The sequence below is a fragment of the Pseudomonas sp. UBA2684 genome, from assembly GCA_002354655.1.
Lineage (GTDB): Bacteria > Pseudomonadota > Gammaproteobacteria > Pseudomonadales > Pseudomonadaceae > Aquipseudomonas.
Genome location: DELY01000001.1, coordinates 47,349 through 64,247, shown reverse-complemented (window position 1 = coordinate 64,247; position 16,899 = coordinate 47,349). Strand labels below are relative to the sequence as shown.

The window sequence follows — 16,899 nt, the reverse complement described above, 5'->3', positions numbered from 1 at the left end:
GCACGCTAATTCAACAGTTGCAGGGCATCGGCACTGGCTTGCTGGATACGCGCCCAATCGCCGTTCTTGACCCACTGGCTGTCGAACATCCAGGTGCCGCCGACGCACATCACGTTGGGCTGCGCCATATAACGTTGCAGGTTGTCCGGGTTGATGCCGCCGGTTGGGCAGAAGCGCACGCCGCCAAACGGCCCGCCCAGGGCCTTGAGCGCGGCGACGCCACCGCAGACCTCGGCGGGGAACAGCTTGAAGCGGCGGTAGCCGAGGGCGTAACCGAGCATGATGTCGGAGGCGCTGCTGGTGCCGGGCAGCATCGGCAGCGGGCTTTGCAGCCCGGCCTGGAGCAACTCGACGGTGGAACCGGGGGTGACGATGAACTGCGCACCGGCCGCTTCCGCGGCGGCCAGCATTTGCAGGTCGAGCACCGTGCCGGCGCCGACGCACAGCTGTGGGCGCTCTTCGCGCAGGCGGCGAATGGCGGTCAGGCCGTGTTCGGAGCGCAGGGTGATTTCCAGTACCGTCAGGCCGCCGGCGGCCAGGGCATCGGCCAGCGGCAGGATGTCCGCCTCGCGGGCGATGGTGATCACCGGCATGATCCGCGCACGGGCGCAGAGGCGGTCGATTTCGGCGATTTTCTCGGCCATACGCTGTTGGGTGTTGTGGGTCATATCGGCTGGTCCTTCGGCCCTAAGGGCACCAGTAAATCTCAAGGGGAGAATGCAGCAAGGCGCGAACCGGCATGGTCGCCTCCTCATCGTTGCGCAAGGCTTCGCTCAGGGTCGCCAGCTTGCCCTGGCCCTGAATCGCCAGCAGCGGCACACGCGCCGAGGCCAGTAGCGACAGGCTCATGCTCAGGCGCTGATGCGGCACGCTGGGCGCCAGCATTGGCAGGCAGCGCCGCGGGCCATCGACGCACAGCGCCTCGGCCAGGTTCGGGCTGTTGGGGAATAACGAGGCGGTGTGGCCGTCGTCACCCATGCCCAGCACCAGCACATCGATGGGCGGCAGCTCGGCCAACGCCTGGTCGGCCCTGAGAGCCGCGTCCTCCAGACTGGTGGCAGGCGTGTACAGGCCAATAAAACGGGCGGCCGCCGCCGGGCCGCGCAGCAGATGGCGGCGCACCAGCCCCTCGTTACTGTCGGCATGGGCAACCGGCACCCAACGTTCGTCCGCCAGGCTCACCACCACCTGCGACCAGGCCAGCGGCTGCTGCGCCAGGCGCTCGAAAAAAGCGATCGGGCTGCGCCCGCCGGACACCACCAGGCAGGCCATGCCGCGGCTGACGATGGCCGCTCGCAACACCTCGGCCACCGTATCGACCAGAACAGTGGCGAGTTGGCCCGGATTGCTCAGGCTGCGCGCGGCCACACCCGGCGGTAAATCGAGGTCAGAGATCGCCATACCAGGACCTCCCATCGCGGGTAATCAAAGCAATCGAGCCCATCGGCCCCCAGGTGCCGGCAGGATACGGCTTGGGCGAATCGCCGAGCTGCTTCCAGCCGGCGATCAACTGGTCGCACCAGCGCCAGGCCGCCTCGATCTCGTCCTTGCGCACGAACAGGTTCTGGTTGCCGCGCATCACCTCCAACAGCAAACGCTCGTAGGCATCGGGGATGCGCGCGCTGCGGTAGGTGTCGGAAAAATTCAGTTGCAACGGCCCGCTGCGCAGCTGCATGCCCTTGTCCAGGCCTTGATCCTTGGTCATCACCTGCAAGGCGATGCCCTCGTCCGGTTGCAGGCGGATGATCAACTTGTTGCCGATCAACTGACGCTGCTCGGGGGCAAAAATGTAGTGCGGCGGCTCTTTAAAGTGGATAACGATCTGCGACAACTTCTGCGGCATACGCTTGCCGGTGCGCAGGTAGAACGGCACGCCGGCCCAGCGCCAGTTGCGGATTTCGGCACGCAAGGCGACGAAGGTTTCGGTGTCGCTCTGGGTGTTGGAGTTGTCTTCTTCCAGGTAGCCCGGCACCGCCTTGCCGTCGCTGCTGCCGGCCACGTACTGGCCGCGTATCACCTGACGGCTGAGTTGCTCGGCGGTGATCGGCGCCAGCGCCTTGAGCACCTTGACCTTCTCGTCGCGGATGCTATCGGCGGAGAGGTCGCTGGGTGGATCCATGGCGATCAGGCAAAGCAGTTGCAGCAGGTGGTTCTGGATCATGTCGCGCAACTGCCCGGCCTGATCGAAATAGCCCCAGCGTCCCTCGATGCCGACCTTCTCCGCCACGGTGATCTCGACGTGGGAGATGTGGTTTTGATTCCACTGGGTTTCGAACAGGCTGTTGGCAAAACGCAGGGCGATCAGGTTTTGCACCGTGTCCTTGCCGAGGTAATGATCGATGCGATAAACGCGGCTTTCCGGGAAGTACTGCGCCACCGCCTCGTTGACCGCCTGCGAAGAGGCCAGGTCATGGCCAATCGGTTTTTCCAGCACGGCACGCGTGCGCTCGGCCAGGCCGATTTGCGCGAGGTTGGCGCAGATGCCGCCGTACACCGAAGCCGGGGTGGCAAAATAGGCAATCAGGCGCTCGGCGCTACCGACCTGCGCGGCCAACGCGTGATAATCGTCGGCCTGGAGAAAATCCATGCTCAAGTAGCTGAGGCGCGCTTGAAACCGCTGCAGCGCCACTTCATCGACTTCGCTCGCCGGCACATAACGGCGCAACTGGGCGTCGATAAAAGCCAAGTGCTGCTGCGCATCGCCGGTTTCGCGGGCCAAGGCGAGAATCCGCGTATCGGCGTGCAGCAGGCCGGCGCGGTCGAGCTGGTAAAGCGCCGGGAAGAGTTTGCGCAAGGCCAGGTCGCCCAGCGCGCCAAACAAGGCAAACGTACAGGATTCAACGGTTATGGCAGGCATGATGTTTGTTCTTTTATCAAGTTAACCTAGAAATACCGTGTTATCGGCGATTGATCAAGGCTATATGTAGTAATAAAAACAACATTTTTACTAAACCCACTTACCAGTGGTCGCAACCCCAGGCCATCAGTACGATAGGCCAGCCGTTTTATCGCCGCATAAGGAAGCAAAATGGATCGCGTGCGAAATCTTCTGGAGCAGATCCAGGGCCGACTCGACAGCCTGAACAAGGCCGAACGCAAGGTCGCCGAGGTGATTCTGCACAGCCCGCAGCAGGCCACCCGCCTGAGTATCGCCGCCCTGGCACAAGCGGCGCTGGTCAGCGAACCCACGGTCAACCGCTTCTGCCGTTCGTTCGGCGTCAGCGGCTACCCCGAGCTGAAAATGCAGCTGGCGCAAAGCCTGGCCAGCGGCGCCGCCTACGTCAGCCGCGCGGTGGAGGCCGACGATGGTCCCGAGGCCTACACGCAGAAGATTTTCGGCAGCGCCATCACCTCGCTCGACAGCGCTTGCCAGTCACTCGACCCGCAGTTGATCAGCCGTGCCGTCGACCTGTTGATTCAGGCACGGCAGATCCATTTCTTCGGCCTCGGCGCCTCGGCCCCAGTGGCGCTGGATGCGCAACACAAATTCTTCCGCTTCAACCTCGCCGTGTCAGCCCATGCCGATGTACTGATGCAGCGCATGCTGGCCTCGGTGGCACACACCGGCGACCTGTTCGTGATCATTTCCTACACCGGGCGCACCCGCGAACTGGTGGAAGTGGCGCGCTTGGCACGGGAGAACGGCGCCTCGGTACTCGGCCTCACCGCCGCCGGCTCGCCGCTGGCCAAGGCCAGCACCCTGAGTCTGAATATTCCACTCCCGGAAGACACCGACATCTACATGCCGATGACTTCGCGGATCATCCAGCTCACCGTGCTCGACGTACTGGCCACCGGGATGACCCTGCGCCGTGGCGTGGACTTCCAGCCGCACCTGCGCAAGATCAAGGAAAGCCTCAACGCCAGCCGCTACCCGGCGGACGAAGAGCCCACCTGAACCCACCCGATGGCGCCCGCAGGGTGGGTTAGGCGCCGGTTAGCCACGCGGCAAACACCGCGATCCCAGCTGCGCCGTAACCCACCCCTGCAGCACCACCGACTACCGCCTGGTGGGTTACGCGGCGCGCCATGACCATGGCAATTCAACGACTCCGGACAGCGCCGCTAACCACCCTAGGCAAGCATCGCACTGCCCTTCTGCTTCACCCTTCAGCCTGCCGCGGTCACTTCCACCAGTATTCGACCTGTACGCCAAAGTTGGAGCCATGCCGCGCGGTGTCGAAGGCGCCGCTGTCGGACAACGCCGAGCCCGCCGCCAATAGACTGGCCGCACGCTGCGCCGCCTTGTTCCAGCTGGCGTAGGTGTAATACAGACGGAACTCCGGGCGCGCCCAGAAGCCAGGGCCGGCCGGCGACCAGGTCGGCGCGACGGTGAACTTGGTCAGTTTGCGCGTGCCATCCGGCGCCTCGACCTGGTCGCGACCCAGCTCGCCGACCAGTTTGAACTGCTCGGTGAAGGCATAGCTGGTACGCCCGCCCACTGACAGCCAGTTCTGGTCGTCGCCGTCCGGGCGCGTGTCCTTCTGGTACACCACTTCCACCTGACCACCCAGGCGCGGGGTGATCTGCCAGTCGAAGAACTCCACCAGGCGCCAGCTCTTGGCGCTGCTGTCCAGGGTCGGGTCGCCGGTATAACCCAGGCCGGTGCCCGGGCCTTCGCCGTATTGCAGGGCCAAGGTATTCACCCCACCGAGGAACGCGCTCTGCTTGTGCTGTGCGGTCAGCGCCCAACCGCTGTTGGCATCCGTGCTGTCGGGTTTGTCGATGTAGCTGACGCCCACCTCCAGCTCGCCACCGGGGTTGCTCTGGAAGCCGCCGACATTGAAGTCGTGACGGTTGATATAGGGTTCCTGGTCGTAGCTGTCCTTGCGCGAGAACACGTAGCTGTACTTGAGGTCGCCGATCACCATCTCGTCGACGCCGAAGCCGGTGGCGCTCTGGTTCCAGTAGTAGAAGTCGGAGATATGGATGTCGTTACGCTTGTAGAAACGCCGCCCCGCCCACAGCGAACCGCCATTGAGCGCCGGCATGTTGCTCCACTCGGCGTACATCTGGTTCATCCGCGCGAAGCCATAGTCGCCGGTGAATTTCGGCGTGTGGCCATACTCGTTGTACAGCTGCGCCATGCCTTCGACGCTGACCACCGAGCCGTCGTCCAGCGTCAGCAGGTCTTGGCGCAGGTCCAGCTCCATGTACTGCTCGCACTCGTTGCCCAGGCGGTATTTCGACTGCGCCCCCGGCAACTGGAAGCACTGCTGCGTGCCGCCGGTATCCGCGCTGCCCGCGCCGCTACGCACATAGCCGCTGAACTCCACGGCATGCGCCTGGGGCAGCGCCAGATAGCCCAGCGTCAGCGCCAGGCCCAGATTCGTTACTGTTCTCATATCCATTCCTTTTGTTTTTATTGTTGTACCGCTCACTACACAGGCTCACGGGCGCGGATACGACAGGCACACCCCTGAGCGATTGATGCGTTGGGCTGGCGTTCAGTGATGCTTGAGCTGGGTAACCTTGTTCGCCGGCTCAACCGCCGCGCGCGGCTTTCCCGGCAGCAGGCGCTCACCGCTCTGCGCGTCGAACAGCAGCACCTTGCTCGGCTCGAATTGCAGCGCCAGAGTCGCCCCCACCGGCGGTGCCATGTCCGGCGCCAGGCGGCAGCAGACCTTGGTCTGGTTGAGGTTGACGAACACCAGGGTGTCCGGCCCGGTAGGTTCGGTGACTTCCACTTCGGCGCGAATGCTCGGCAGCTCGCCGCCCTCGCCCGCCAGCTGGATCTGTTCGGGACGGATGCCGAGGATCACCTCGCGGTTCTCCAGGCCCGCCTCCATCTCGCCCAGGGGCAGTTCGCAGCGTGCCTGGCCGGAATCGAGCAGCGCCCACACCTCCCGCTCGCGGCGCTGCAGGCGCAGGGGAATGAAGTTCATCGGCGGCGAACCGATGAAGCTGGCCACGAACAGGTTGGCCGGGTCGTTGTAGATCTGCTGCGGGGTGCCGAACTGCTGGATGATGCCGTCCTTCATCACCGCCACCTTGTCGCCCAGGGTCATGGCCTCGATCTGATCGTGGGTGACGTACACCGTGGTGGTCTTCAGGCGCTGGTGCATCAGTTTGATTTCGGTGCGCATCTCCACGCGCAGCTTGGCGTCGAGATTCGACAGCGGCTCGTCGAACAGGTAGATCTTCGGTCGCCGCGCCAGCGCCCGGCCCATGGCCACGCGCTGCTGCTGGCCGCCGGAGAGCTGGCCGGGCTTGCGGTTGAGCAGGTGTTCGATCTGTAGCAGCTTGGCCACCCGCGCCACTTCTTCCTCGATAGCCGCCGGGGCCATCTTGCGCATCTTCAGGCCGAAGGCGATGTTGCCCTTCACCGTCATGGTCGGGTACAGCGCGTAGGACTGAAAGACCATGGCGATGTCGCGGTCCTTGGGGCTCATGCCGCTGATGTCGGCGCCCTCCACCAGGATCGCCCCGCCGCTGATGTCCTCCAGCCCGGCGATGCAGTTCATCAGGGTCGATTTACCGCAGCCGGAGGGGCCGACCAGAATCAGGAACTCGCCGGAGTCGATCGCCAGCTCGATATTCTTCAGGGTGTCCGTCAGGCCGCTGCCGTAGGACTTGTTGACGTTGCGCAGTTCGAGGGTTGCCATATCGTTCTCCTAACCTTTGACCGCGCCGGCCGTCAGCCCACGCAGGAAGTACTTACCGGCCAATACATAGACGACCAGGGTGGGCAGACCGGCGATCATCGCCGCGGCCATGTCGACGTTGTATTCCTTGGCCCCGGTGCTGGTGTTGACCAGGTTGTTGAGGGCCACGGTGATCGGCTGGGTATCGCCGCTGGCGAACACCACGCCGAAGAGGAAGTCGTTCCAGATCTGGGTGAACTGCCAGATCAGGCAGACCATGATGATCGGCGTCGACATGGGCAGCAGAATCCGCCCGAAGATGGTGAAGAAGCCCGCGCCATCCAGGCGTGCGGCGCGCACCAGGGCATCCGGGATGCTCACGTAGTAGTTGCGGAAGAACAGCGTGGTGAAGGCCAGGCCGTAGACCACATGCACCAGCACCAGGCCGCTGGTGGTATTGGCCAGACCAAGCTGACCGAGGGTGAACGAGGCCGGCAGCAGCACCACCTGAAACGGCAGGAAGCAGCCGAACAGCAGCAGGCCGAAGAACAGTTGCGAGCCGCGAAAACGCCACATGGCCAACACGTAGCCGTTCAAGGCGCCGAGCAAGGTGGAGATCAATACCGCCGGAATGGTGATCTTCACCGAGTTCCAGAAATACCCGCCGACGCCGTCCCAGGCCTTGATCCAACCGATGACGGTGAACAACTCGGGCCACGACAGCAGGTTGCCGGTGCGGATGTCTTCCGGGGTTTTAAAGCTGGTCAGCAGCATGATCAGCAGCGGAATCAGGTAGACCGCGCAAGCCGTCAACAGGGTGGCATAGATCGCCAGACGACTGAGGCTGACGGCTTTCATCCGGCGCTTCGCGCCACCTTCGCCCTGGGGCAGAACGGTATCGGCAGGTCGTGCATGAATGAGCGGCTTAGTCATGGCGCTTGCCTCGCAATTCGGAATACAGATACGGCACCAGGATCGCCAGCACCGCGCCGAGCATGAGCATCGCGCTGGCGGCGCCGAGGCCCATCTGGCCGCGGGTGAAGGTGTGCGCATACATGAACATCGCCGGCAGATCGGAGGCGTAGCCGGGGCCGCCGGCGGTCATCGAGGCGACCAGGTCGAAGCTCTTGATGGCGATGTGCGCGAGGATCATCAGCGCACTGAAAAACACCGGCCCGAGGCTCGGCAACACGATGCGCAGGTAGATATTCGGCAGGCTGGCGCCGTCCACCTGGGCGGCGCGGATGATCGACTGGTCGACGCCGCGCAGGCCGGCGAGGAACAGCGCCATGACGAAGCCCGAGGCCTGCCACACGGCGGCGATCACCAGGCAGTAGACCACCCGCTGCGGGTCCACCAGCCAGTCGAAACGAAAGCCTTCCCAGCCCCAGTCACGGAGCATCTTGTCGATGCCCAGGCCGGGGTTGAGCAGCCACTTCCAGGCGGTGCCGGTGACGATCATCGACAGCGCCATGGGGTAGAGAAAGATCGTGCGGATAAAGCCTTCGCGGCGAATGCGCTGATCGAGCAGCACCGCCAGCAACACCCCGACCACCAGGCTGATGCCGATGAACAGGCCACCGAAGAGCATCAGGTTCTTGCTCGCCACCCACCAGCGGTCGTTGTCCAGCAGGCGCTCGTATTGCTGCAAGCCGACCCACTTGTAGGCCGGCATAAAGCGCGAACTGGTGAACGACAGCAGGAAGGTCCAGAGGATGTAGCCGTAGAAGCCGACCAGCACGATCAGCATGCTCGGCGCCAACACCAGCTTGGGCAGCCAGCGTTGCAGCGCATCCAGTGGCGAAGCCTTGGTAAAAACTGCGGTTGAACTCATGACAGGGCTCCGAGGTTGGGCTTGTCTCCCCTCGCCCTCCGGGAGAGGGGCCGGGGGTGAGGGCGTTTTTCGAGCGCACGAATCCCCGGCCCCCATACGGGCACCCTGGAATCGGTGAGAAAATGGGCCGCCGGCGAACCGGCGGCCGGGCTGGTTTTACTGCACCGCTTCGATCGCCGCCGCCAACTGGTGGGCGGCGCGCTGCGGGTCAGCCTTGGGGTCGTTGAAGAAGTTGGTTACCACGTCGAATACCGCGCCCTGCACGTAGCTGGAGGCGGCCATGCCGTGGGCCAGGCTCGGTTGCAGGCCACCGCTGGCGGCGGCTTCCTTGAAGTCCTGCATCGAGGCCTGGGCGCAGGCGTCGAAGGTGCTCATGTCCTGGTCCAGACGCACCGGGATGGAACCCTTGTTCTGGTTGAAGAACTGCTGGAACTGCGGCTCCATGATGGTCCGCGCCAGATCCGCCTGGGCCTTGCGGTTCTCCGCGTCGCTGAGTTTGAACATCGCCAGCGAATCGATGTTGTAGGCGAAGCTACCCTGCGTGCCGGGGAATGGCAGGCACTGGTAATCCTTGCCGGCGACCTTGCCGGCGGCGGTCCACTCGCTTTTGGCCCAGTCGCCCATCACCTGCATGCCGGCCTTGCCGTTGATCACCAGGCTGGCGGCGGTGTTCCAGTCGCGCCCGGCGGCGTCGGCGTCGATATAGCCACGCAACTTTTGCAGGGCGGCGAACACTTCGACCATCTTCGCGCCGGTCAGGGTGGCCTTGTCCTGCTCGACGAAGGCTTTGCGGTAGCCGTCGGCGCCGAGGATGCTAAACGCCAGGTCTTCGAACACCGTGCCGTCCTGCCAGGGCTGGCCGCCGTGGGCCAGGGCAATAAAGCCCGCGGCCTTGAGCTTTTCGGCGGCAACGAAGAATTCATCGAGGGTGGTCGGCGGCGTGGCGCCGGCCTTGGCGAAGACGTCCGGGTTGATCCACAGCCAGTTGACGCGGTGCACGTTGATCGGCACGGCAACGTAGTCGCCATCGTATTTCATGACGTTGGCCACCTGTTCGGGCAACAGGCTGTCCCATTGCTGCTCTGCGGCCACCGCGTTGAGGTCGGCGAGCAAACCCAGCTCGCCCCACTCCTGAATATCCGGGCCCTTGATCTGCGCGGCGGCAGGCGGGTTGCCGGAAACCGCGCGGGTCTTCAGCACGGTCATGGCGGCTTCACCACCGCCACCGGCCACGGCGAAATCCTTCCAGGTATGACCTTTGTCTTCGACGAGTTTTTGCAGGGTATCGGCGGCGCGCTTTTCGCCGCCGGAAGTCCACCAGTGCAGCACTTCGACTTCACCGGCATGGGCAGCCAGCGGCAGCAGGGAGACGAGAGAGATAGCAGTTGCCAGGCGAGAGATCGCGTTCATGAACAGGTCCTTTCTTGTTGTTATTCGCGGGCAAGTCTGGTGCTTGCGCTGGAATCGAGTCTAAACAGACTCGCCAGCCTGGCGGGTAACGAAGGGATGCGCAAATGTCACGGCCTGGTGACATAAACCGCCACAAGCGTAGGGCGGACATGCCGCCAGGCTTGTCCGCCGTGTAACTCGCCGATGCCGGACAAAGCTTCGCCTTGTCCGGCCTACGTCGCCACGGTCACGCTTCACTCGGCGAAACGCGGCAGCCACAGGGTCACGCGCAAGCCGCCTTCGCGCAGGTTGCGCAGGCTCACTTCGCCGCCGTGGCTGTGGGCGATGTTGCGCGCGATGCCCAGGCCCAGACCGTAGCCCTGCTGCTGCCCGGCCAGGCGGAAATGCGGCTCGAACACCTGCTCCAGACGCTGTTCGGGCACACCTGGGCCTTCGTCGTCGACGTGCAGGACGAATGCCTGCGCGTCGTCCTCGATATGCAGATGTGCGCGCTCGCCGTACTTCAGCGCGTTGTCCACCAGGTTGCCGATGCAGCGCTTGAGCGCCAGCGGCTTGCCTGGATACAACGCGACCGACTGGCCATCCACGGTCACCCGGCCATTGCCGGCCGGCGCCAGATACGGCTCGACCACGCAATGCAGCAGTTGGTTGATATCGACTGGCTCGATGTTCTCGTGGATATCGGTGTCCTTGACGCATTGCAGCGCGCCCTTGACCAGCATCTCCAGCTCGTCCAGATCGCGGCTGAACTTGGCCTGCACCGCCTCGTCGTCGAGCAGCTCGACGCGCAGGCGCAGGCGGGTGATCGGCGTGCGCAGGTCATGGGAAATCGCGCTGAACAACTGGCTGCGTTCGCGCAGGTAACGGCCGATCCGTTCGCGCATGCTGTTGAAGGCGCGACTGACCTCGATCACCTCGCTGCCACCCGCCTCGGCCAGCGGCTCCACTTCGCTGCCCAGCGACATGTCCCGCGCCGCTACCGCCAGGCGCTTGAGCGGCCGGCTCTGCCAGTGCACGAGAATGCCGATGAACAGCAGCAGGAAGCTGCTGGTGAGAATGATGAACCACAGCTGCTGCGCCGGCAGGCCCTGCTGCTCCAGACCAACATAGGGCTCGGGCATCAAGGAGGCGAGGTACAGCCACTCGCCTGGTGCGATCTGGATCTGCGTCACCAGCACCGGCGGGTTCAGCGGCTCCAGGCTGAGGGCGTAGTGCGCCCAGGAGCGCGGTAGCTCGTCGAGCTTCAGCGCACTGTTGAAGATGCGCAGATCCTCGGGGTTGACGAACTGCACCGACAGGTCGAGGTTGCTGCCCAGGCGCTCGCGCAGGGTCGCGTCCACCGCGTCCAGCACCGCGCGTTTGCGCGGAGTTTCCGGCAGCACCCGCATGCTCAGCGGCTTGTCGTTGAGCGAGACGAAAAAGCGCGTGCCGCCCATATTGCGCAACTGATCGAGCACCATCGGCCGGTAGCCGATGGGCAGCGAGCGGAAGTAGCTGACGCTGGCCGCCATCGATTGCCCCAGGCTGCGCGCGCTGGTGAGCAGGCCTTCCATCTGGCTGGCGCGCAATTGCGAGACCCAGATCACGCTGGACAGCGCCTGCGCCAGCAACACCACCAGCAAGGTCAGCAGCAACATGCGCCCAAGCAGCGAGCGCGGCACCGGCAGCAGTTTGCGCAAGCTAAACATAGTTATAGGGCGTAACCGCCGCCGCCAACTGGTAACCGCTGCCGCGCACGGTGCGGATCAGCCGCGCCGGCTTGCCGGTGTCGCGCAGGCGCTGACGCAGGCGACTGACCGCCATGTCGACGATGCGCTCCAGCGGCATCACCTCACGGCCGCGGGTGGCGTTGCCGATGGTGTCGCGGTCGAGGATCTGTTGCGGGTGATCGAGGAACAGCTTGAGCAGGGCGAAATCGGCGCCGGAGAGGATCACTTCCTCGCCATCGCGGTGAAACAGACGGTGGCTGACCATGTCCAGCCGCCACTCGTCGAAGGCCAGCACCTCGACGCCGCGCTCCTGGCTGAAATGCACCCGGCGCAGCAGCGCCTTGATTCGCGCCAGCAGCTCACGCGGGCTGAACGGTTTGCCCAGGTAATCGTCGGCGCCCAGCTCCAGGCCGATCACCCGATCAGCCTCGTCGGAGCTGGCGGTGAGCATGATGATCGGCACCTGGGCGAAGCGCTGGTGCTCGCGCACCCAGCGACAGAGGCTGAAACCGTCCTCGTCGGGGAGCATCACATCGAGAATCACCAGATCGGCCGGCTCGGCGCAAAGCCCCTGACGGAAGCCCGCGCCATCGCCAACCGCACGCACCTGAAAACCGGCGCGGCTCAGGTAGGTATTCAGCAGTTCGCGGATTTCCTGGTCGTCATCGACCAGCAGAATCGATTTTCCGGCTTGGCTCACGTCTGCCGTCCCTTATTGTTCTGATAGAAATCTCGAGCAAGAACCAACTTTGTAGGATGGGTTGAGCGCAGCGATACCCATTACTCCGAGTCACCGATGGGTATCGCGTTGCTCAACCCATCCTACGAACTGGACAAGGCGGCGCCATGTCCACCCTACAACGCGTGCCTCGTCGCCTGTTGCAGCGCCACGCCCGCCCCCATCAACCCTGGGTACTCGGCCGTTACCAACCACACCGGGATACCGGCAAAGTAATCGCTCATGCAGCCTTTGTCGCGCAAACTCCTGGCAAAACCGCTGGCCAGGAACAGTTCGGCGAAGCGCGGCACCACGCCGCCGACGATATACACCCCGCCGCGCGCACCGAGGGTCAGCACATTGTTGCCGGCCGCACGTCCCAGCCAGCAGCAGAACTGCTCCAGCACCGCGCCGGCCACGGCATCGCCGGCCAGGGCCGCGGCGGTGATCTCGGCCGGCGAGCCGAACCGCAGTGCGTGGCCATCCAACGCGCAGATCGCGCGATACAGCACCAGCAGGCCATTGCCGCTGAGCACATCCTCGGCGCGCACATGGCCAAGCTGGGCATACAGCTGCTGCCAGAGCTGCGCTTCGCGCGGGCTGCCGAGCGGCAGGTCGACATGCCCACCCTCGCCGGGCAGCGCCAGCCAGCTGCCGTCGGCCAGGGCCAGCAAAGTGCCGACACCCAGGCCGGTGCCGGGGCCGATCACCACGGCCGGTCGATTGGCCTCGGCCTGGCCCGCGCAGACCAGGCTGCGCTCGTCGTCGCGCAGGCGGGTCATGCCCAGAGCCATGGCCGAGAAATCGTTGATCAGCAGCAGTTCATCGACCTGCAAGTCGCGGCAGAAGGCCGCGCGGCTGAGGCGCCAGTGGTTGTTGGTGAAGCGAAACAGATCGCCACTCACCGGCCCGGCGCAGGCCAGACACACCAGGCTTACCGCACCGAGCGGCAGGCCCAGCTCGGCCAGGTAGGCGCCAATCGCCTGCTCCGGGCCGGGATAATCCGCCGTGGCCAGCACCCGCACCGCCTCCAGCTGCTCATCGCGCCAGAGGGCGAAACGCGCATTGGTGCCGCCGATATCGCCGACCAGCGCCAATTTCACTGCAACGACTCCAGGCTGCTGGTGAAGGCGCTGGCACCCTGCTCCGCCGAACTGAAGGCCAGGCGCATGAAGGCGAACAGCTCGCGTCCGCAGCCCACGGCATTGTCCAGGGTGCCGACCGCCGGCTCGCGCGCGGCCAGTTCGGCGTCGCTGAGCAATACCTGCAATTGCCCGGTGTGGCCGTCGAGACGAATCAAGTCGCCGTCGCGCACCCGCGCCAGCGGCCCGCCGTCGAAGGCTTCCGGGCAGACATGGATAGCCGCCGGGATCTTGCCGGAGGCACCGGACATGCGCCCATCGGTGACCAGCGCCACCTTGAACCCACGGTCCTGCAACACACCGAGAAACGGCGTCATCTTGTGCAGCTCCGGCATGCCATTGCTGCGCGGGCCCTGGAAGCGCATCACCGCGACGAAATCGCACTCCAGCTCGCCGGCCTTGAAGGCATCGGCCAGCTCCTGCTGGTCCTGGAACACCCGCGCCGGCGCTTCGACTACCTGCTGCTCGGGCGCCACCGCGGAGACCTTCATCACCCCGCGACCCAGGTTGCCGTCCATCAGGCGTAGGCCGCCTTCCGCCGAGAACGGCCGCGCCACCGGGCGCAGCACGCTTTCGTCATGGCTCTTGCGCGGGCCGTCGCGCCAGACCAGCGTACCGTCTTCGAGGAACGGCTCGCAGGTGTAACGGCTGAGGCCATGACCGGCCACGGTGTTGACGTTCTCATGCAACAGGCCGGCGTCGAGCAGCTCGCGGATAAGCAATGGCATGCCGCCGGCAGCCTGGAAGTGGTTGATGTCGGATTTGCCATTGGGGTAGACGTGGGCCAGCGTCGGGGTCACGGCGGAGAGGTCGGCCATGTCCTGCCAGGTCAGCTGAATCCCCGCCGCCCGGGCGATGGCCGGCATGTGCAAGGTGTGGTTGGTCGAGCCGCCGGTGGCGTTCAGCGCCACGATGGAGTTGACCAGGCAACGCTCGTCGACGATCTCGCCGAGCGGCATGAACTGCCCGCTCTGCTTGGTCAGGCGGGTGATCTGCTGCGCGGCTTCGCGGGTCAGGGCATCGCGCAGCGGCGTGTTGGGGTTGACGAAGGATGCGCCCGGCAGGTGCAGGCCCATCACTTCCATCAGCAGCTGGTTGGTGTTGGCGGTGCCATAGAAGGTGCAGGTGCCGGGGCTGTGGTAAGCGGCCATCTCCGCTGCCAGCAATTCGTCGCGGCTGGCCTTGCCTTCGGCGTAGCGTTGCCGCACGTCGGCCTTTTCCTTGTTCGACAGGCCCGACGGCATCGGCCCGGCCGGCACGAACAGAGTCGGCAAGTGACCAAAGCGCAGGGCGCCCATCAGCAGGCCGGGGACGATCTTGTCGCAGATGCCCAGGCACAGCGTGGCGTCGAACATGTTGTGCGACAGCGCCACGGCGGTGGACATGGCGATCACTTCGCGGCTGGCGATGCCCAACTCCATGCCCGGTTCGCCCTGGGTCACCCCGTCGCACATGGCCGGCACACCGCCGGCGAACTGGCCGACCGAGCCCACCTCGCGCAAGGCCTGTTTGAGCTGCTCCGGGTAATCCTGATACGGCTGGTGCGCCGAGAGCATGTCGTTGTAGGCGGACACAATCGCCACGTTGGCCGCATTCATCAGCCGCAAGGTCTGCTTATCGTCACTGCCACAGCCGGCCACGCCATGGGCGAAGTTGGCGCATTGCAGCTTGCCGCGCTGCGGGCCTTCGCTGGCCGCCGCATGGATCATCGCCAGGTAACGTTCGCGGGTAGCGCGGCTACGGGCGATCAGGCGGTCGGTTACCTCAAGGACGCGAGGATGCATGGTGTCGACTCCCGGCTGGAAAAGCCAAATTTTTTATAATTAAAACCAAAATACTGCCACTCAAAAGTGGATAACTCCAGCCACAAGCGCAATATTTTGTTGTAAAAACAACAAAACCTTATCCGGCGCTGACCTGCCCGTCGCCGTGCACGCAACAGTTGCGGCTGTCGAGCGCCTCCAGCAGACGGCAATGCTCGGCCTGTGCGCTGTCGCAACCGGCCAACTTGTTCAGCTCGGTCTTCATCGACTGCAGGTCACGGATGCGCGCATCAATGGCCAGCAAGTGCTCCTGCACCAGCCGATCCGCCTCGGCGCAGGAGCTTTGCGGCTGCTTGGCCAGGCCCAGCAAGGTGCGGATTTCCTCCAGGCTGAAGCCCAGCTCGCGGCCGCGACGGATAAAGCGCACACGGCGAATATCGACCTCGTCGTAGTGGCGATAACCCGAAGCACTGCGCTTGGGGGTCGGCAGCAATTCGCTACGCTCATAGAACCGAATGGTCTCCAGGTTGACCCCGCTTTCGCGGCTCAAGGCACTGATGGTGAATGGCTTGTCCATGGCTTGACTCCGTAGCGACTACAGGGTTTAGCGTACCCCTCAACCCCTTCAAGGAGAAGCCTCATGGGCACACACTGCTGCAACCAACCCGCCGCCGCCAGCCAGCGCTACCGCAAGATTCTGTGGATCGCCTTACTGGTCAACCTCGGCATGTTTGCCGTGGAAATTATCGCCGGCCTCGGCGCCCGCTCGGTGTCGCTACTGGCGGACTCGCTGGACTTTCTCGGTGACGCCGCCAACTACGGCATCAGCCTGTGGGTGTTGGGCATGGGCCTGGCCCTGCGCGCCAAGGCCTCGTTGCTCAAGGCGGCGTCCATGCTGGTATTCGGCATCGGCGTGCTGGCGGTGGCGATCTGGCACTGGCTCACCGCGCAGGTGCCGGACGCACCGACCATGGGCGTGGTCGGCAGCCTGGCGCTGCTCGCCAACCTCGGCGTGGCCGCCCTGCTCTACGCCTACCGCCAGGGCGACAGCAACATGCGCAGCGTCTGGCTGTGCACGCGCAACGACGCCCTCGGCAACCTCGCCGTGCTGCTCGCCGCCCTCGGCGTATTCGGCACGGGCAGCGCTTGGCCCGACCTGCTGGTGGCCAGCATCATGGCCAGCCTGGCGATTTCCGCGGCCTACCAGGTGATGGTGCAAGCACGCGCCGAACTGCAAGCGGCCAACCACCGGCATACACCTGCCCAAGCCTGCGCGGAAGAAACCGCCAACAGACCCTAGGTCGACAACATGGCAGCGGCGCAATTGTCTATGCCGCTGCGAAGCACTACGCTGTGACAATGAAACCCAGCCTGCGCTTACTGCTCACTCTGCTGTTGATCCTCTCGCTGCCGCTCAAGGGCCTGGCGAGCGGCGAGCTGCCGGCCGCGCCCTGCCCTATGCAGGCCGCGGGCATGAGCATGGCGTCGGAGATGCTCAGCGATTGCTGCCTGGACGGCGACAGCACAACGGCGCACGAGCTGTCCTGCAAACCTGGGCAGGACTGCAAGGCTGGCAGCCTGTACCAGTTGGCGGGGCTGACATTCAGCCTGCCGCTGCCTGTGCCCAGCCGCAACAGCCTTTACCTCCCCGATACCCCGCTGCAACAAAGCCCCTCCGGGGTGTGGCGCCCCCCACGCGTTTGATTCCTGTTCGACACTGACTCCCACCCTTATTTAAC

Annotated in this window: 16 protein-coding genes; 3 read left to right on the top strand and 13 right to left on the bottom strand. The window is 64.6% G+C overall.

Annotated features, from left to right (window positions below):
* Nucleotides 1-5: 5 nt before the first annotated feature.
* The 3 genes from B3M58_RS00280 to zwf are packed head-to-tail and all read right to left on the bottom strand — an operon-like array spanning nucleotide 6 to nucleotide 2,857.
* Entirely contained in the window at nucleotides 6-668 is a 663-nt protein-coding gene (locus B3M58_RS00280; protein WP_296216509.1) for a bifunctional 4-hydroxy-2-oxoglutarate aldolase/2-dehydro-3-deoxy-phosphogluconate aldolase, read from the bottom strand.
* Nucleotides 669-687: 19 nt separating this feature from the next.
* Nucleotides 688-1,401 carry a 6-phosphogluconolactonase gene (gene pgl / locus B3M58_RS00275; RefSeq protein ID WP_296216508.1) on the bottom strand — a complete coding sequence of 238 codons (714 nt, stop codon included), beginning with the start codon at nucleotides 1,399-1,401 and terminating at the stop codon, nucleotides 688-690.
* A complete protein-coding gene (zwf, locus tag B3M58_RS00270; protein ID WP_296216507.1) occupies nucleotides 1,388-2,857 on the bottom strand; it encodes a glucose-6-phosphate dehydrogenase in 1,470 nt (489 codons plus the stop codon). The genes pgl and zwf overlap by 14 nt, the downstream gene beginning before the upstream one ends.
* Nucleotides 2,858-3,037: 180 nt before the next feature.
* Here zwf and B3M58_RS00265 point away from each other — a divergent pair, with 180 nt between their 5' ends.
* Complete coding sequence (locus tag B3M58_RS00265) at nucleotides 3,038-3,898, top strand: MurR/RpiR family transcriptional regulator (RefSeq protein WP_296216678.1); 861 nt, start codon at nucleotides 3,038-3,040, stop codon at nucleotides 3,896-3,898.
* Nucleotides 3,899-4,124: 226 nt separating this feature from the next.
* On the opposite strand, the gene B3M58_RS00260 is transcribed toward B3M58_RS00265, so the two are convergent.
* From B3M58_RS00260 to B3M58_RS00215, 10 genes are all read right to left on the bottom strand, one after another.
* Nucleotides 4,125-5,345 (bottom strand): maltoporin, encoded by a 1,221-nt coding sequence (locus tag B3M58_RS00260; protein ID WP_296216505.1) that lies wholly within the window; start codon nucleotides 5,343-5,345, stop codon nucleotides 4,125-4,127.
* A 102-nt stretch (nucleotides 5,346-5,447) separates the two neighbouring features.
* Nucleotides 5,448-6,605: an ABC transporter ATP-binding protein gene (locus B3M58_RS00255; RefSeq protein ID WP_296216503.1), complete on the bottom strand. Its 1,158-nt coding sequence runs from the start codon at nucleotides 6,603-6,605 to the stop codon at nucleotides 5,448-5,450.
* Between the two features lie 9 nt (nucleotides 6,606-6,614).
* Nucleotides 6,615-7,442: a carbohydrate ABC transporter permease gene (locus B3M58_RS00250; protein ID WP_296216677.1), complete on the bottom strand. Its 828-nt coding sequence runs from the start codon at nucleotides 7,440-7,442 to the stop codon at nucleotides 6,615-6,617.
* A gap of 67 nt (nucleotides 7,443-7,509) precedes the next feature.
* Nucleotides 7,510-8,418: a carbohydrate ABC transporter permease gene (locus tag B3M58_RS00245; protein ID WP_296216501.1), complete on the bottom strand. Its 909-nt coding sequence runs from the start codon at nucleotides 8,416-8,418 to the stop codon at nucleotides 7,510-7,512.
* 156 nt (nucleotides 8,419-8,574) lie between these two features.
* On the bottom strand, nucleotides 8,575-9,828 hold the full coding sequence (locus B3M58_RS00240; RefSeq protein WP_296216499.1) for an ABC transporter substrate-binding protein: 1,254 nt from the start codon (nucleotides 9,826-9,828) through the stop codon (nucleotides 8,575-8,577).
* Nucleotides 9,829-10,061: 233 nt separating this feature from the next.
* Entirely contained in the window at nucleotides 10,062-11,516 is a 1,455-nt protein-coding gene (locus tag B3M58_RS00235) for an ATP-binding protein (protein ID WP_296216495.1), read from the bottom strand.
* Nucleotides 11,509-12,237, bottom strand: a complete 729-nt coding sequence (locus B3M58_RS00230; RefSeq protein ID WP_296216493.1) for a response regulator — start codon at nucleotides 12,235-12,237, stop codon at nucleotides 11,509-11,511. Before B3M58_RS00230 ends, B3M58_RS00235 begins: the two co-directional genes overlap by 8 nt.
* Nucleotides 12,238-12,392: 155 nt before the next feature.
* Complete coding sequence (locus tag B3M58_RS00225; protein WP_296216492.1) at nucleotides 12,393-13,358, bottom strand: glucokinase; 966 nt, start codon at nucleotides 13,356-13,358, stop codon at nucleotides 12,393-12,395.
* Entirely contained in the window at nucleotides 13,355-15,181 is a 1,827-nt protein-coding gene (gene edd / locus B3M58_RS00220) for a phosphogluconate dehydratase (protein WP_296216491.1), read from the bottom strand. Before edd ends, B3M58_RS00225 begins: the two co-directional genes overlap by 4 nt.
* Before the next feature lie 118 nt (nucleotides 15,182-15,299).
* Nucleotides 15,300-15,737, bottom strand: a complete 438-nt coding sequence (locus tag B3M58_RS00215; RefSeq protein WP_296216490.1) for a MerR family DNA-binding protein — start codon at nucleotides 15,735-15,737, stop codon at nucleotides 15,300-15,302.
* A gap of 63 nt (nucleotides 15,738-15,800) precedes the next feature.
* Between B3M58_RS00215 and B3M58_RS00210 the strand changes: the two genes are divergently transcribed.
* Together B3M58_RS00210 and B3M58_RS00205 are read left to right on the top strand one after the other, a co-directional pair.
* Nucleotides 15,801-16,460 (top strand): cation transporter, encoded by a 660-nt coding sequence (locus tag B3M58_RS00210; protein ID WP_296216489.1) that lies wholly within the window; start codon nucleotides 15,801-15,803, stop codon nucleotides 16,458-16,460.
* 59 nt (nucleotides 16,461-16,519) lie between these two features.
* Complete coding sequence (locus B3M58_RS00205; RefSeq protein ID WP_296216488.1) at nucleotides 16,520-16,864, top strand: hypothetical protein; 345 nt, start codon at nucleotides 16,520-16,522, stop codon at nucleotides 16,862-16,864.
* The last annotated feature ends 35 nt before the right edge of the window (nucleotides 16,865-16,899 follow it).

Coding starts and splice junctions, on each gene's coding strand:
- B3M58_RS00280 (WP_296216509.1), bottom strand. CDS start 668: ATGACCCACAACACCCAACAGCGTATGGCCGAGAAAATCGCCGAAATC.
- pgl (WP_296216508.1), bottom strand. CDS start 1,401: ATGGCGATCTCTGACCTCGATTTACCGCCGGGTGTGGCCGCGCGCAGC.
- zwf (WP_296216507.1), bottom strand. CDS start 2,857: ATGCCTGCCATAACCGTTGAATCCTGTACGTTTGCCTTGTTTGGCGCG.
- B3M58_RS00260 (WP_296216505.1), bottom strand. CDS start 5,345: ATGAGAACAGTAACGAATCTGGGCCTGGCGCTGACGCTGGGCTATCTG.
- B3M58_RS00255 (WP_296216503.1), bottom strand. CDS start 6,605: ATGGCAACCCTCGAACTGCGCAACGTCAACAAGTCCTACGGCAGCGGC.
- B3M58_RS00250 (WP_296216677.1), bottom strand. CDS start 7,442: ATGAAAGCCGTCAGCCTCAGTCGTCTGGCGATCTATGCCACCCTGTTG.
- B3M58_RS00245 (WP_296216501.1), bottom strand. CDS start 8,418: ATGAGTTCAACCGCAGTTTTTACCAAGGCTTCGCCACTGGATGCGCTG.
- B3M58_RS00240 (WP_296216499.1), bottom strand. CDS start 9,828: ATGAACGCGATCTCTCGCCTGGCAACTGCTATCTCTCTCGTCTCCCTG.
- B3M58_RS00235 (WP_296216495.1), bottom strand. CDS start 11,516: ATGTTTAGCTTGCGCAAACTGCTGCCGGTGCCGCGCTCGCTGCTTGGG.
- edd (WP_296216491.1), bottom strand. CDS start 15,181: ATGCATCCTCGCGTCCTTGAGGTAACCGACCGCCTGATCGCCCGTAGC.
- B3M58_RS00215 (WP_296216490.1), bottom strand. CDS start 15,737: ATGGACAAGCCATTCACCATCAGTGCCTTGAGCCGCGAAAGCGGGGTC.
- B3M58_RS00210 (WP_296216489.1), top strand. CDS start 15,801: ATGGGCACACACTGCTGCAACCAACCCGCCGCCGCCAGCCAGCGCTAC.
- B3M58_RS00205 (WP_296216488.1), top strand. CDS start 16,520: ATGAAACCCAGCCTGCGCTTACTGCTCACTCTGCTGTTGATCCTCTCG.